The organism is Shewanella gaetbuli (assembly GCF_023284065.1).
GTDB classification, from domain to species: Bacteria; Pseudomonadota; Gammaproteobacteria; order Enterobacterales; family Shewanellaceae; genus Shewanella; species Shewanella gaetbuli.
The window spans coordinates 30,145-46,429 of record NZ_JAKIKP010000003.1; the positions used below are offsets into that span (position 1 = coordinate 30,145).

The window sequence follows — 16,285 nt, forward strand, 5'->3', positions numbered from 1 at the left end:
AAATCAATAATAGACGATTTTGGATTTACTCCTATTTTTTTAACGATAAAGTTTGATGCAAATTACAGAATAAAGCGGCTCAAATCTTCATCTTGTACAAAGGTGTCTAAATGCGCATTGACATAGTCGGCATCAATCACAAATGTTGTGCCTGATTTTTCAGACGCATCATATGAAATTTCTTCCATCAGTTTTTCCATTACCGTATGTAGACGACGTGCGCCAATATTTTCGGTGCGCTCGTTAACTTGCCATGCAGCCTCTGCAATTCGCTCAATTCCAGATTCAGCAAATTCAATCGTTACGCCCTCAGTGCCCATTAAGGCAACATATTGCTCGGTAAGCGAAGCGTGAGGCTCGGTCAGAATACGCTTAAAGTCGTTCGCTGATAAAGCGTCTAGTTCAACACGAATGGGCAGTCGGCCTTGCAGTTCAGGAATTAAATCCGAAGGCTTAGACATTTGGAAAGCACCAGATGCAATAAATAAAATATGATCAGTTTTTACCATGCCGTGCTTAGTGTTAACAGTACAACCTTCAACTAATGGCAGTAGGTCACGTTGAACACCTTCACGTGATACGTCTGGGCCAGATGACTCGCCACGCTTACAAATTTTGTCGATTTCATCTAAAAACACAATGCCATTTTGTTCCACTAACTCAATAGCTTGTTCTTTTAAATCTTCTTGGTTAACCAGTTTAGCGGCTTCATCTTCAATCAGCTGTTTGTACGCATCTTTGATTTTCATCTTTTTGCGTTTAGAGGTGTTTTGTCCTAGGTTTTGGAATAAACCTTGTAACTGGTTGGTCATTTCTTCCATGCCAGGTGGCGACATGATTTCAACACCAATTTGCGGTGCAGCAATATCAATTTCAATTTCTTTGTCGTCTAATTGGCCTTCACGTAATTTTTTACGGAAAATTTGACGAGTATTTGAATCATCTTTATTTTCAGTGTCCCAGTCATCTTTAGGCTTAGGTAGCAGCGCATCTAAAATACGTTCTTCGGCTAACTCTTCAGCACGAAAACGGCATTTTTTCATTTGCTGTTCGCGGGTTAGCTTAACGGCTGAATCGGTAAGATCACGGATAATTTGCTCAACTTCTTTACCCACGTAACCCACTTCAGTGAACTTGGTCGCTTCAACTTTAATGAAAGGGGCGTTGGCAAGTTTCGCTAATCGACGGGCGATTTCAGTTTTACCGACCCCAGTAGGTCCAATCATTAAGATATTCTTTGGGGTCACTTCTTGGCGTAATGAAGCCTCTAACTGCATTCTGCGCCAGCGATTACGAAGAGCTACTGCCACAGAGCGTTTGGCATTTTTTTGGCCAATAATGTGCGAGTCTAGCTCGTGGACAATCTCGCGAGGGGTCATTTCAGACATAATTATTCCTTACGCTTGAATTAGTAATTCAGCTCTTCAATAGTTTTAAATTGGTTGGTGAATACACAAATGTCACCGGCAATGGTCAATGATTTTTCGGCAATTTCACGTGCTGACAACTCGGTGTTCTGTAACAAGGCGAGTGCTGATGCGTGGGCATAATTACCGCCAGAACCAATGGCAATTAAGTCATGCTCTGGCTGCACTACGTCACCATTACCGGTAATGATTAACGACTCTTTGGTGTCGGCAACAATCAGCATGGCTTCGAGCTTGCGCAACATTTTGTCGGTACGCCAGTCTTTGGCTAATTCAACTGCTGACTTTAATAGGTGGCCTTGATACATCTCAAGTTTGGCTTCAAAGCGTTCAAATAAGGTAAAAGCATCTGCGGTGCCGCCAGCAAATCCTGCTAATACTTTTTCGTGATATAGGCGGCGCACTTTGCGTGCATTGCCTTTCATTACGGTGTTACCCAAAGATACTTGGCCGTCACCTACGATGACAACTTGGTTATTACGGCGGACAGATACAATTGTAGTCACGGTAAATCCTCTTCACTTAATTCAGCGGTGTGTTGCTGACTGATAAAGGGGATATGGGGGTGTGTTGCAGGCTTTTCAAGCCAAAAAGATGAACAATCATTTATGAAAAAGCCCGATGAATCGGGCTTTATTTTTTTAGCTAAAAGGGCTTAGTTCCACAGCCAAATTTTACAGGTGTTGATACCGCCATTTTGCATTTTATGACGATTTCGTTCTCCTTCACGCTTACTCTCAAACGGCCCTAATACCACCCGATACCATACTCCGTTGCTACCTTCAGAACGCTTGACCATGGCTTCCATACCCATGAAGGCGATACGTGCTTTCATTTCGTTGGCTTGGCTTTCTTTTCTGAATGAGCCACATTGCATTTGGTATAAGCCGCTTGATACCACACCTGAGTTTGGCACATCGACTTCCACCTTTTTATTTTCTAACTCTTCAAGATAAGTCCATTCTTCCTGAGGTTTAGGGGGTAACGCATTAGGGTCTTTCTTGGGCGCTGGGGTCACCTTCGTTTCAGGTTGAGCCGTTGTCGTTTTGGGTTTTACGCTAGACTCACCATTCCCTGAGCTGCCATTAATCGCCCAAAGAAAATAACCAAACCCTGTGACTAACCCTATGACCAATAACCACGGAATAATGGGAAATCGATTGGTAGGTTTTTTCTTCGACGCGCGAGAGCTTCGGCTCCCTTTGCCTGACGATTTAGGTTTACGGTTAGCGTAATCTCGGCTCATATTTACATGCGCTCTAAGGTTTCAATGCCTAACAATGATAAGCCCGTTTTTAGGGTGTTAGCTGTAAGTTGCGCTAACAATAAACGGCTTTGTTTTTCGGCTTCTGTTTCTGCGGCCAGTACAGGGCAGGCTTCGTAGAAGCTTGAAAACTCGCTGGCAAGCTCATAAAGGTAGCCACATAACACATGGGGCTGGCCTTTAGCCGTCATTCGAGTTAGCACTTCATTGAACTGAGCAAGCTTAGTGCCTAAGTCTTTCTCTTTTGGATGCTCTAGGGTTATTTTAGCTTGGCTTAAATCAATGTCTTCAGCACGTTTGAAAATGCCTGCGACACGGGTGTAAGCATATAATAAGTATGGTGCGGTATTGCCTTCGAAACTTAACATCTGTTCAAAACTGAAGATATAATCGCTGGTACGGTTTTTAGACAAGTCAGCATATTTTACGGCGCTAATACCTACAACACGCGCAATTTCAGTTAAGGTTGCTTCGTCCATATCTGGGTTTTTGCTGCGGACTAACTCAAGCGCTCTTACATTCGCTTCTTCAAGTAAATCAACCAGTTTTACTACGCCACCGCTGCGGGTTTTAAATGGGCGACCATCTTCACCGTTCATGGTGCCAAAGCCTAAGTGTTCTAGGGTCATGTCTGGGCGAACAAAGTTAGCTAGGCGTGCAAGGCTAAATACTTGTTGAAAGTGAAGCGCTTGACGTAAATCAACAAAATATAAAGCACGATCTGCTTTTAACACATTTGAGCGATAGCGCATTGCGGCTAAGTCGGTGGTGGCATATAAGTAACCGCCATCGGCTTTTTGAATAATGACCGGTAAAGGCTCGCCATCTTTGGTTTTAAACTCATCTTGGAAAACCACTTTAGCGCCGTTACTTTCGGTTAATAAGCCTTTAGTGTCTAGGTCGGCGACCACTTGATCTAAATCGTCGTTGTAAGCACTTTCACCGTAAACGTCGTCACGGGTTAAGCTAACGCCTAAACGTTGGTATACATCTAAACAGTGGCTTAAAGAAATATCATTAAATTCACGCCATAACTTGTTGCAGTATTCATCACCAGACTGTAGAGAAACCACTAATTGGCGTGCGCGGGTAGCAAAGTCACTTGATTCGTCAAAACGTACTTTAGCCGCGCGGTAGAAAGTTTCTAAATCTGATAACTCTAATTCAGCTTGCTCACCGTTAGCGGCACGTAATTCTTCCATGTAAGCCAGTAGCATACCAAACTGAGTACCCCAGTCGCCTACGTGGTTCTGACGAATAACCTTATGGCCTAAAAACTCTAATGCCCGCACCACACTGTCACCAATAATAGTTGAACGCAGATGACCTACGTGCATTTCTTTGGCGAGGTTCGGTGATGAGTAGTCAACTACAATGGTTTGTTGCTTAGGCAAGGTAATCCCTAAGTGCTCATCCTCTAATGCCTGTTGTAATTGATTCGCTAGGGCATTGTCGTCAATGAAAAAATTAATGAACCCAGGGCCAGCAATGTCTACTTTTGCCACATGAGATGAGCTAGGTAAATTATCAATAATGAGTTGGGCAACATCGCGAGGGGGTTTGCCCACGACTTTAGTGAGCATCATTGCAAGGTTGGTCGCTAAGTCGCCATGACTTTTATCTTTAGTGCGATCGACCTGAATACGAGCGTGAAAATCAGCAGGTACAATACCTTGTTGTTTGAACGAGGCGATGGTTTGTTGTAGTAAAGATTCAATATGTGATTTCATGGGCCTTTGCTTGCACTCAATTCGTTAATCAATAACATGACGGAACCGCGTATTTTACCCGCTTATGGGGGTAAATTGCTATTAACTTAAGCGGAATTTTTATAGATTCAGTTTTAAGGTCGAACTGACGCTATTTCAAGGTCGTTTAACTACATCAAATCTTGTGGATCTCTATCTAAACTCCAGCGACATTTTTTTGCTTGCGGTAATTGTTCAATTTGCGGCAGAATTTTTTCAAATTCAAGCTGTAATCGTTGTCGTGTTCTGGCTTGAAACAATAATTGGCGACGATATTTACCTGCTTTTCTGTCTAACGGTGCGGGAATGGGGCCAATAATTTCAAAGTCTTTATCTTGTGGCAGAAGCTGACTAACGTGATGTAAAAAGTCATCGGCATCTAATGCTAAATGCGCTTCTGCACGAATGATCACCATGTGCCAAGCCGGTGGCAGTTGGGCAAGTTGACGTTCTTTGAGTTGCTCTCTGGCAAACTCGCCATAACCTTGGCGGAGTAAACTTCTTAATAATATATTGTCACTTTGATGGGTTTGCAGTAACACTTTTCCGGGTTTGTCAGCTCGGCCAGCACGGCCTGATACTTGGGTATATAACTGACCAAAACGTTCAGGCGCTCTGAAATCGGCACTAAATAATGCGCCGTCAACATCTAACAATCCAACCAAGGTAACATCAGGAAAATGATGTCCTTTTGCTAGCATTTGCGTGCCCACTAGAATCTTGTACTCGCCTTTGTGAATACCATGTAATTGTTGTTCTAATGAGCCTTTTCGTCTGGTGGTATCTCGGTCAATTCTGACTACAGGGTATTGCGGAAAAATACCCGTCAACGCTTGTTCAAGTTGCTCTGTGCCTAAGCCGTGTCCCATTAACATGGTACTGCCACATTGATGGCACTGTTTGGGGATGGCGTATTGATTACCACAATGGTGGCAGCAGATTTCATTCAACCCTTGATGCACGGTAAAAAAGGCATCACAGCGATCGCATTCATGTAAATGACCACATTCGTGACACAGCAAAGCAGGTGCAAAGCCGCGACGATTTATAAACAATAACACTTGATTACCCGCATCTAAGTGCATACGCATTTCGTTAATTAAAGATTGCGACATGCCGTTTTTAAGCGGTTGGTTGGTGATATCAATAATCCCTTGTTTTACTTTTTGTGCGGCACCGGCTCGTTCGCCTAATGAAAGATGATGATATCGACCAGACAGCGCATTTTGTAAGGTTTCTAGTGACGGTGTTGCTGTACCCAGTATCACTGGAATATCTTCGTAATGACCACGCATCACGGCTAAATCGCGAGCATGATAACGTACGCCTTCTTGTTGCTTAAAACTGGCGTCATGTTCTTCATCTAAAATAATGACCCCAGGGAATTTCATAGGGGTAAATAATGCTGAGCGGGTACCAATGATAATGGCTGCTTCACCACTTCTAGCTTGTCGCCATGCTTCAAGGCGTTGGTTGTCGGTTAGTGCTGAGTGCATTACGGCAATATTGACCGCAAAACGCCTTTTAAAACGGTTGATGGTTTGTGGTGTTAGGCCTATTTCTGGTACCAAAATTAACGCTTGTTTACCTTGTTTTAATACGGTTTCTAAGACCGACAAATATACTTCGGTTTTACCAGAGCCGGTAATGCCTTCTAGTAAGCTACAGTTAAATCCTTGTTGTTGATTTAAAATAGATACGGCCACGGCTTGTTGTTTATTTAATTTGTGTGGCTTTTCAGTGATGTCTAATTGCTGTCTCCAGGACAAATCAATGTTGATCACTTGGCTAGATCTTTCTACCCAGCCTTTGTCTTCTAAGGCTTTTAGTGCAGCTTTACTGAATTCAAGGGTGATAAACTCTTCATGACTGATGGGGTTTTCACTGATGGCAAGGTAGAGTCTTTTTTGAGCTGGTGCTCTATTTAATAGGCTAATTTGGGCTTGCTTGCCCTGATTGGTTAACTTATAAAGGGTGATTGCTTGTGGTGCTGTGTCTGCCCCTTTTCTTAGCGCAACTGGCAATGCTTGGCTTAGCATTTGTCCTTGAGATGTAAAATAATAACGTGCAGCCCACAAGGTTAAGTTATACAGTGACTTTGGTAATATTTCTTGAGCATCAAGCACCTGGGTAAGGGGTTTAACTTGATGTTCTGCTAAGTCGCAAGTTTGTGAGATTGCGGTGATTAATCCAATAAGTTGTTGATGGCCAAATGGCACTTTAACGCGTAAGCCTATTTTAACCGCGCTTATAGACTTTTCAGGAACGCGATAACTGAAGTTTCTTCGTAAGGGTACGGGTAGTGCAACTTCAACAAACAATGGCATAAGTTCCTAAAAAATGAGTTATCAATATTGGTAGTATTCTCACTGTTAGCAATATAAAAATCACCACAACTTGAGGTTATTGAATGAGTAAAATGTTGTTATTGGCTAAGAGCATGATATTAATCATGGTGTTATTTAGTGATAGTTTATCTGCAGCTGTCGCCCATGTCAGTATTAATAGTCGTCAGTTTGAAATTAATCAAACACCTAAATTGAAATTAAATTTTGTTGCCCATGAAAAAACATTAACCCACTTTAGGTTTATGATTGCTGAGCCAGAAACTGCTCAAACACAAATATTAACTGAACAGGTGATTAACTCGTATTTGGTTGGTCTTAGTGGCAATGTTCAAGTTAATCATCCTGATGCGTCGTTAGTGATCATGCAGTTGATTGATGATCAATGGCAAGTTATTAGTCAGCTTGCGCTATTTGACGCGCCGTTATCCGAAAAAAGTGCCGCTTTATCTCGTGAAGCTTCAAGCCATGCCTCGTTAAATAAATCTGCTAATCGAACTAAAAAAACTCGCCAAGCAGAAAAAGGAAATGACTCACCACAATGGCGCAATAGTGCTTACAATGCTAAAACTGACTGTCGCTTAGAACGAAGTGAAACGGATACGTTATGGAAAATAGCAAGCCGTTATTATTCGCAATGGAATACGAATATATATGGAGCAATGTTAGCTATTTTTGAAACCAACTCTACCGCTTTTAAAGATCATAAGATCCACTTGATTTCAAAAAATGCGCCTTTAATGTGCCCTTCTGCTAATAAGTTGGCCGAGTACCATGATAAAGCCGCAGACAAACAACTTTTCGAAATATTAGAAGAAAAGCACCGAGCTCGATAGCGAATATCTCAGTATTTAGTTGCAGCCGATTAAGGAATTTATATATAGTTGTATGGTTTTATTTAATGCCACTGGGCTGCCATATTCGATAACAAAAAAGGACTCAGTGACTTATTAAGTAAAATAATCAACTGCGATACAGACTCGAGTTAAGGGTTTCCAGCTTGAGGATGAAAATTAGAATAATAAAGGAACAACAGATGAAGGCCGTTCAGATATGTGTCGCCTTGGCGGGGTTAGTTGTTGGTATCGTTAGCCAACAAGCGGTTGCTAATGTGAGCCATATTGGTATTGAAGCCATGGGGTTTGAAGCAGGGGAGCTGCCTAAGCTAAATGTTAATGTAGTGAGTGATCATAATGACTTATCGCTTCTCACTTTTTACATTCGTCAAAAATATAAAAATACCATCGTACTTGAAAAGCTAATTGTTGAAAATCATAAACAAAATACGTTTATTTTGCGGGGTGAAGAGCGCATCATGGACCCGAACTCTGCATTGATTGTGTCAGAATACCGTGATGGAAAATGGCAACAGTATTCACCTGTTAGGTTATTCAATCGTAGTGCTCAGTTTAAGAGTGAAACTGCAGATAACTATTACACTGACGGCTCTCAACCCGTTGCAATTAAAACCCTTAAATCTTCTGACGAATACAAACAGCGTTATCAAGCAACAGCGACAATCAATCACACTCATTGCCGAATCAATAAAACAACTCAAGATACACTCTGGAAAGTGGCGGCTGATAACGCTACGCAATGGGGTACCAACGTATTTGGTGCAATGATAGCCATTTACGAAACAAACCCTCAAGCTTTTATGGGCAATAACATCCAGAAACTTCGAGCAGATAGTCCACTGGACTGCCCATCAGGTGAAACTTTAGCTCAATATCAAAATCTTAATGAAGATAAGCAAACTTTTGACCGTCTTGTTGCTGGCAAGGTGCAAAATGTCAGCACAGATGAGACATCACAAAGCTCAGAATTCGGCTCTGGTATAAGCTCTGATATAAGCACAGAAATAAGCTCTAAAGCGGAATTGCCATTAACTGGTGACGCAATAGATGAGCCTATTCTTATTGAAGATATGACGAAAGAGCAACAGGCTGATGCTTTACCACCTTCTATAAGCCCCACATCGACGGTTAATGAAACTGAAAGTATTGCTGAAGCAGGCTATGCCGAACTAACCCAACCTGTCGAAGAGCAGCAGGCTGAAGCAACTGTAGAAGAAAGTGTATTATTAGCGAATAATGACTGCACTATTGATAAACAATCTGATGATAGTCTGTGGCGTGTCGCGATGGGCAAATACAAACAATGGCAGGTTAATGTCTTTGGTGCCATGTTGGCAATTTATGAAGCCAACCCTAAAGCGTTTGCTGAGCGTAAAATTCACCAATTAAAAGCCGATGCAAAATTAGAGTGTCCTTCTGCTGAGCTGTTATCACAGTATTCAGATTTGCAAACAGATAAGCAAAAATTTGATGCTTTAGTGGCTGAGCACCAAGCCAATTAATGGCGATATCTTGGTGGTTAAAATAACCGCTTGTGTGTGGTAACAAGACGCTGTATGATCTCGCGCCTAAAACATATTGTTATTAACTGCATGTGGTGTCCAACTTCGGGTTGTGATAGCGACATGGCCTTAAACTTGAGGTAAACCCAATGAAACCAGGTATTCACCCAGAGTACGCAGAAATCACCGCAACTTGTACTTGTGGTAACACGATTAAAGTAAATTCAACTGTAGGTAAAGACTTACACTTGGACGTTTGTGGTGCATGTCACCCATTCTACACAGGTACTCAGAAAGTTGTTGATACTGGTGGTCGTATTGACAAGTTCAACAAGCGTTTCGGTATGCTTGGCAAGAAATAATACGCTTTTAAAGCCTATTATCTGTTTCAATGTAACGCGCCACTTGGGCAACCGTTACATTGAATCAAAAATCAGCTGCAATTATTTGCAGCTTTTTTTTTGGCTTTTTTTTAATGCTTATCAGTAGCAACAAGGCGTGACCCACTAACGCTTCCTTACCTTAAATCTATTGAGTTGCGTTTTAGTTTACTTAATCCACTTCACTTGGTTAGAAATGATGCATTTTGCAACGTGATTCGTTGATACAAAATATTTTTGTCATTTTAATCGCATTTTTTATTAGCAACGGAAAAACTTGAGCTAACATTACTGTTAGTTGATTTTATTTTGTTACTTTACGTATATTTACTGTGATTTTTAGAGATTCTTTATCAATTTAAGTTTATATTTTTGTTATTTTACTACATTTCAACCTGTTGATTTTAAAGAGCTCTAAAGTGATAACTTGTTATTACACCTGCTTCTTGTGAAAATTGATACTTATGTAGTAAAAGTTTGAGTTTTTGATTTATCTCCTGAGTATATTAGCGTATGGTTAGCGATGAGTAACTGCTGCAAAAAACGGCAGTTGTTAACATTATCGTGTTCACCTTGCTTCAATCAGGATTGATAAAAAATGTCAGATATTCGCCAACAAGCACTCGATTATCATGAATTTCCCATACCCGGAAAAACTGCTGTTTGTTTAACTAAACCTGCTCAATCAAGCCATGATTTAGCATTAGCCTATAGTCCTGGTGTGGCTGAACCTGTGAGAGAAATTGCAGTTGATGCTGAAAATGCGTATCGATATACCAATAAAGGCAACACCGTTGCGGTCATTTCTAACGGCACGGCTATTTTAGGCCTAGGAAATTTAGGGCCATTAGCTTCAAAGCCGGTGATGGAAGGTAAATCTTTATTGTTCAAGCGTTTTGCCAATATTGACTCAACAGATATTCAAGTAAAACATACAACAACAGAAGCATTTATTAATACCGTTGAAGCAATTGCAGATACATTTGGAGGGATTAATTTAGAAGATATTAAAGCCCCGGAATGTTTTGAAATTGAACAAGAGTTAATCGCTCGTTGTAATGTCCCTGTGTTTCATGATGATCAACATGGCACTGCTATTGTGACAGCTGCCGGGATGCTTAACGCATTAGAGATTCAAGGTAAAAATATTAAAGAAGCGGTATTTGTGTGTTTAGGCGCGGGTGCTGCGGCTATTGCCTGTATGACCATGATTGTAAAATGTGGTGCACTGCGTGAAAATATTTATATGCTGGATCGCCAAGGGGTGATTCATACTCGCCGTGAAAACTTAAATCAGTATAAAGCGTTGTTTGCTAATAATACTGATAAACGTACCTTACAAGATGTGATTGAAGGTGCAGATGCATTTTTAGGCTTATCTGGCGCAAATTTACTGACTGAAGCAGATATTAAGTTAATGGCGCCTAACCCTGTCATTTTTGCTTGCTCTAATCCTGATCCTGAAATCAAACCTGAATTAGCTCATCAAATTCGCGATGATTTAATTATGGGCACAGGGCGGAGTGACTACCCTAATCAAGTGAACAATGTACTATGTTTCCCCTTTATTTTTAGAGGTGCATTAGATGTACGAGCTTCAGTTATTAATGACGAAATGAAATTAGCTGCGGTTTATGCCATTGCTGATTTAGCCAAAGAGCCCGTACCTGATGATATTTTGGCAGCATACCCAAATGTGACGGCACTTGAGTTTGGGGCTGACTATGTGTTGCCTAAGCCTATGGACCCAAGGTTATTAGTCAACGTAGCTCAGGCCGTTGCCAAGGCTGCTATTGATTCTGGTGTTGCTAAAATTAATCAATTGCCATCTTATTAAATCGCGCTAATTAATAAGGGGCACTTCAGGTTATGTTAGCCTGTAAGATCAAAGGAGCTTAATGCTCCTTTTTTATTTTCCATACGATAATCTAATAGATAATGGTCTTAAATTGTGACGAGTTTGGTTATACTGCTAGCAAATTGAATAATAAAAAAGTCCAGCAGGAAGCGGATAAATGAAGCACATTAAAATTATCACTTATAAATTAACCAGCTTTTGGCTCGTTTCTTTAGCTGCTGTAGCATTTATATTTTTACTTTGTGCCGTGATGAGCTTTGTGCAATTAACGTCACGTTTTCAACAAAATAAAGTGGCTGAGCTTGAGTCCGTAATTGTCACGCAATATCAGTATAATGGTAGCCAGCAATTGACGACGTGGCTCCCGATAGTTTTAAAAGCATATAATACTGAATCTTTTATATTACAGTCAGATAAGTCGATTGTATTTGAATACTATGCCCCTACTGAACACAAGCAGCAAAGCGTTAATCATTATCAATTTAATCTTGATACTGTCGACAATCTTCGCGCTGAATTAACATTACCTCCCCCCTTTAAAATGTATCAATTTGATTGGTATGAACTGATGATATTACTCATCGGTTTAGTGGCCATTGTGCTATTTGTTCGATATGGTTTTAAGTGGTTGGGCAAAGAGTTAGAGGGGGTAGAGCAAATCGCGCAACGCAGTAAAATGGTGTTGCAAGGTGACTTTGAGTCAGCAAAATCATTTACTCGCAATGGCCGCCCTCGACTGATTAATCGCGCCATTACAAAACTATTAGTAGAACTTGACGATGCCAGACAAGAGCGGGGCCGATTAGATCAATTTATCCGTGCGAATACTTTTTTAGATCCAGTCACAGAAATAGGTAATCGACTGTTTTTTGAAAATCGAATGGATGCCTTGTGTAATGACAGCAAAATGGTCGCCCACGGAGTGATTTTTTTAGTCGAATTTGATGATGATGCATTATTACATGTACAAGCAGATAGCGAAGCTGACCGTGATTATCTTAAACAAATTGTCTCGACACTGGGTAAATTACTCGCCGATTTTAATGAAACCATTTTTGCTAGGCGAAGTCAGTTACAACTTGCCATTGTTGTGCCGCAAATATCCTTAGCCGAAGCCGATAGCTTAGCGGATAGGTTGTTGAATAACTGCTTATTAGTACAACATCAACACATTAATAATCATGCTAATTATCTTCATTTAGGCGCTGCTTTTTATAAGGCGGGAGATATTTTACAGCAAGCGCTGGAAGAGGCTGAGCTCGCATTACGAGCCGCGCAATTACAGCGAATTAATACTTGGTTTATGTATGATAAAGGCGCTGTTGACCAAGAAATTGCTAAAGGTTCGGTAAGGTGGCGCAGCTTCTTAGAACACGCATTAGTCAATAAACGATTTTTTGTGTTTACCCAAGTGATAAAAGACAGTGATGACAGCCTGCTGCATTATGAAGTCTTTAGCAGAGTTAAAGACAACCAAGGCAATGAAATACGTGCCACGTTATATATCCCTATGGCCATTAAGTGTGGCCTTATGCCACAAGTTGAAAGGCAGGTATTAGAGCATGTGCTATTTAAGCTTATGCCACAAAACCAAGCGACTTATTGTGTCAACCTATCGTTAGATACCCTAGTCAGCCGAGCATTTATTCGTTGGGTGAAGTCTATATTACTTGAGCATCGACCTTTGGCAAATAGGCTTATTTTTGAAGTCTCAGAAGATATTGTCATTAAAAACCAACAGCACCCAAGGATGGCGCAAACCTTAACAATGCTCTCTAAAATGGGGGCAAAGTTAAGTGTCGATCATGTGGGTAAGCAAGTTGTTGGTACCCAGTATATTCAAACCCATGCGTTTGATTTTGTTAAATTAGACCGCTCTATTATTCGTCAATTACACGAACGTCCCGAAAACCAACTCTATATCCGCAGTTTAATTGGTGGCCTTCTTCGCTCAAAAGCTCAAGTTATTGCTGAAGGTGTGCAGACACTTGAAGAGTGGCAAACGCTGAAAATTTTGGGGGTAAGTGCAGCACAAGGCAATTATTTTACTCATAGTCTAACCGATACAATTTAACCTTAATGTTAAATTGGCGCCCTATTTGTTGCCAAAATGTTTGCGTTAAAAGCTTGTTTATCCTCTATTGGCATTCTATCTTATTTACTAAGGTCACTTTTTTAGTAATTTTCTATAAAATTAAAATATTAGCGTTAAAATAGTAAACAAGTTTATGACAAATTCGCTCATTAGCTTATGATAACTAGCAATAGTTTTATTTCATAACCCTTTTAAGAGAATCTGTCTTGTTAACTTTCTGGCATGTATGTTGCGACAGTTTCGCTATTGCTTGTTGAGGCGTCAAAAGCTTGACTGAGACAATGGTGTTTCAGGTTTTCAAATGGAACTTACATTAACCCGGGTTGAGGTTACATTAGTGCGTGCAAGGCTTATAAATGAAAAATAATGTGCTTGAAAAATTAGCTTTTTGGCGTTCTCCCCAGCTTTCAAATTCTTTGGGCGTCTTTGTCAGTTCACAATCCTTGTGGGTTTATGATGCTGAATCTGAACAGCAGTCTGAGCATATTGCTGACTTCCCAGTGATTGAGAATAACTGGAACGCGACTTTTTCAGCCGTGAAGCAACGCTATGGAGCCACAAGTTTGCAGTTGGTTTTATCTCATAGTTACTACCAATTATTGCAAGCAGATAAGCCGAGTGTTGAAGCCGCTGAAGTCAATCAAGCATTAATTTGGGCGGTGAAAGACATGGTGTCTGAGCCCGTTGCTAATATCCATCTTGATTATTTTGAGTCATCTGTTTCCCCTAGTGGCAAAGTGAATGTTGTTATCAGTAGTAGACAAAACCTTGCTGCAATGGCGGTAGCCTGTGATGAGCTAGGTTTTGATATTAGCGGAATCAGTATTGAAGAGTTAGCGTTAACTCACTTATTCGCCGCCGATAACTCTGCGCGAATGTTAGTGACTCATGTACCCGATGACGAACTATTACTGACGGTGATAAAAAATGGTGAGCTATTAATGCAACGTCGTGTACGTGGGTTTAATCAATTGCATCAAGTGAGTCAGCAAGATTTAGGGTATGGAATGGCCGATAATTTGAGTTTAGAAATTCAACGGTCTATGGATTACTTTGAAAGCCAACTTCGTCAGGCTCCGGTATCAGAGATTCACTTATTGGTGGATGGAGAACACGCCACGCTGGCTGAATTAGTGTCTGCAAATTTTAATCAAGCTGTGATTCCCATCGCGCATCAAGGCGTTCCTGCATGTTTAGCTAAACTGGCGAGTGAAGAAATATATGGAGGTAACAGTGATTAAAAGTCGAGTAAACCTCTATAGTGCCGCTCTTTTACCGCCTAAGCAGCGTTTGCACTTCAAAGCATTGACCATGGCAGTGGTGGGGTTAATGATGTTAAGTGGCTTGGTTTATGGACTGTCGGCCTTACAACTGAGCCAGACGCAAGATGAGTTGAAGGTATTGAATCAACAAAAATCGACCTTAACCAGTCAAAAAGATGAGCTTGAAATACAAGTTTCGAAGCGGATGGCTAACCCTGAATTAGTGGCTAAGGTTGCTAGAGAAGAGCAACGATTAACCTTAAAGCGTTTACTTAAAGATGAATTAAATAATCGTACCGCATTGATTAGTCAAGGTTACTCGCCTTTGTTAACCGAGTTGGCCATGGTGGCAGACAACTCTATTTGGTTAAGTCGAATTCATTTAAATGAACAACATATTGAGTTTGAAGGCTTTGGCTTACAACCCTCTAGTGTGCCTAGGTGGGTGGATAGGTTAAAAATGGCTGATACGTTAAAAGGCTACGCTTTTGCTTCTATGACAATGGATAGAGGGGAAGATCAGCCTTTAGCGTTTAAGTTAACCAGTGCCCCAGACACCAAGGAGGCAACGGAATGAAGCAAACTTGGTTGAACTTGGAACAAAAATTTAATCAATTAAGTCAGCGAGAAAGGGGGTTGATTGCCTTTGCGACTTTAGCGGTTATTGCAATGCTAGCTTTTGTTCCCATAGACGATAATTGGCTTGGGCTGAAAAAAGTGAATAACCAATTAAGCAGCATAAAAAATGACATCAACATTGTTGAACAACAAATTAGCCTTTATCAACAACGTTTAGCCATTGACCCCAATGCTGATTATCAGCAAAGGCTAAGTTTAATTAACCAGCAAATGCAGCAGGTTGATGCGGAATTAACGGCGCAAATGGTTGATATGGTGCCTGCGGATTATATGCCTACGGTACTGGCAAAACTGTTATCGAATGATAAAGGTATTAAGTTGGTGTCTTTTAATTCTATTGCCCCAGTCGCGTTGCTAAAAGTGGGTGATGATGAAGCGCATCAAATGAATTTATATAGCCACGGTATCAAGCTGACCATTGAAGGTGATTATTTTGCTGTGGTGGATTTTGTTAAAGCCATTGAGTCTATGCCAGATAAACTTTATTGGAAAAGATTAGATTACCAAGTAAAAAAGCACCCTTTAGCCGAAGTTGAGCTTGAACTTTATACATTAAGCATAAATAAGGACTTTATCAGTGTTGCTAAACAAGATTAACCCATTAGCTGCAATCGGTTTATTAGCACTAAGTCTTAACGTGGGTGCTAAAGAACAAACTTTGCGTGACCCTACGCTCCCTCATGCTGGGTATCAAATGAGCGTGACAACAGAAGAAACTTATAGCGGCCTAGTATTGAATAGCATTATTAACGGGCCAAATTCTTATGCGGTTATTAACAATAAAATTATGAAAGTTGGCGATACAGTACAAGGTGTACGAATTGTGTCGATTGGTAAGCGCCAAGTTAATTTGGCAGATGGTCGAAAACTCACATTATTCCAGTCGGTAACAGAGAGATAGGACAATA

At 40.8% G+C, this 16,285-nt stretch carries 14 protein-coding genes; 9 read left to right on the forward strand and 5 right to left on the reverse strand.

The window, feature by feature from the left end:
* Positions 1-62: 62 nt before the first annotated feature.
* The 5 genes from hslU to priA all read right to left on the reverse strand — a co-directional run bounded on the left by hslU (position 63) and on the right by priA (position 6,766).
* A complete protein-coding gene (hslU, locus tag L2672_RS05155; RefSeq protein ID WP_248994765.1) occupies positions 63-1,388 on the reverse strand; it encodes an HslU--HslV peptidase ATPase subunit in 1,326 nt (441 codons plus the stop codon).
* 20 nt (positions 1,389-1,408) lie between these two features.
* Complete coding sequence (hslV, locus tag L2672_RS05160) at positions 1,409-1,933, reverse strand: ATP-dependent protease subunit HslV (protein ID WP_248994766.1); 525 nt, start codon at positions 1,931-1,933, stop codon at positions 1,409-1,411.
* Between the two features lie 149 nt (positions 1,934-2,082).
* Positions 2,083-2,673, reverse strand: a complete 591-nt coding sequence (locus tag L2672_RS05165; RefSeq protein WP_248994767.1) for an SPOR domain-containing protein — start codon at positions 2,671-2,673, stop codon at positions 2,083-2,085.
* A gap of 2 nt (positions 2,674-2,675) precedes the next feature.
* Positions 2,676-4,421: an arginine--tRNA ligase gene (gene argS / locus L2672_RS05170; protein ID WP_248994768.1), complete on the reverse strand. Its 1,746-nt coding sequence runs from the start codon at positions 4,419-4,421 to the stop codon at positions 2,676-2,678.
* 149 nt (positions 4,422-4,570) lie between these two features.
* A complete protein-coding gene (gene priA, locus L2672_RS05175) occupies positions 4,571-6,766 on the reverse strand; it encodes a primosomal protein N' (protein WP_248994769.1) in 2,196 nt (731 codons plus the stop codon).
* An 83-nt stretch (positions 6,767-6,849) separates the two neighbouring features.
* Here priA and L2672_RS05180 point away from each other — a divergent pair, with 83 nt between their 5' ends.
* The 9 genes from L2672_RS05180 to L2672_RS05220 all read left to right on the forward strand — a co-directional run bounded on the left by L2672_RS05180 (position 6,850) and on the right by L2672_RS05220 (position 16,278).
* Positions 6,850-7,620: a FimV/HubP family polar landmark protein gene (locus L2672_RS05180; RefSeq protein WP_248994770.1), complete on the forward strand. Its 771-nt coding sequence runs from the start codon at positions 6,850-6,852 to the stop codon at positions 7,618-7,620.
* A 200-nt stretch (positions 7,621-7,820) separates the two neighbouring features.
* The gene (locus L2672_RS05185) at positions 7,821-9,143 is read left to right on the forward strand and encodes a FimV/HubP family polar landmark protein (protein ID WP_248994771.1); all 1,323 of its coding nucleotides are present in this window, start codon (positions 7,821-7,823) and stop codon (positions 9,141-9,143) included.
* A gap of 149 nt (positions 9,144-9,292) precedes the next feature.
* A complete protein-coding gene (gene rpmE, locus L2672_RS05190; RefSeq protein WP_248994772.1) occupies positions 9,293-9,505 on the forward strand; it encodes a 50S ribosomal protein L31 in 213 nt (70 codons plus the stop codon).
* A gap of 616 nt (positions 9,506-10,121) precedes the next feature.
* Positions 10,122-11,360, forward strand: a complete 1,239-nt coding sequence (locus L2672_RS05195) for a malic enzyme-like NAD(P)-binding protein (RefSeq protein WP_248994773.1) — start codon at positions 10,122-10,124, stop codon at positions 11,358-11,360.
* Positions 11,361-11,538: 178 nt separating this feature from the next.
* On the forward strand, positions 11,539-13,455 hold the full coding sequence (gene csrD, locus L2672_RS05200) for an RNase E specificity factor CsrD (RefSeq protein WP_248994774.1): 1,917 nt from the start codon (positions 11,539-11,541) through the stop codon (positions 13,453-13,455).
* Positions 13,456-13,832: 377 nt separating this feature from the next.
* A complete protein-coding gene (locus L2672_RS05205; protein WP_248994775.1) occupies positions 13,833-14,717 on the forward strand; it encodes a type IV pilus biogenesis protein PilM in 885 nt (294 codons plus the stop codon).
* Positions 14,710-15,315, forward strand: a complete 606-nt coding sequence (locus L2672_RS05210) for a PilN domain-containing protein (protein ID WP_248994776.1) — start codon at positions 14,710-14,712, stop codon at positions 15,313-15,315. Before L2672_RS05205 ends, L2672_RS05210 begins: the two co-directional genes overlap by 8 nt.
* Positions 15,312-15,974: an MSHA biogenesis protein MshJ gene (locus L2672_RS05215; RefSeq protein ID WP_248994777.1), complete on the forward strand. Its 663-nt coding sequence runs from the start codon at positions 15,312-15,314 to the stop codon at positions 15,972-15,974. The genes L2672_RS05210 and L2672_RS05215 overlap by 4 nt, the downstream gene beginning before the upstream one ends.
* A complete protein-coding gene (locus L2672_RS05220) occupies positions 15,955-16,278 on the forward strand; it encodes an MSHA biogenesis protein MshK (protein ID WP_248994778.1) in 324 nt (107 codons plus the stop codon). The genes L2672_RS05215 and L2672_RS05220 overlap by 20 nt, the downstream gene beginning before the upstream one ends.
* Positions 16,279-16,285 lie beyond the last annotated feature (7 nt).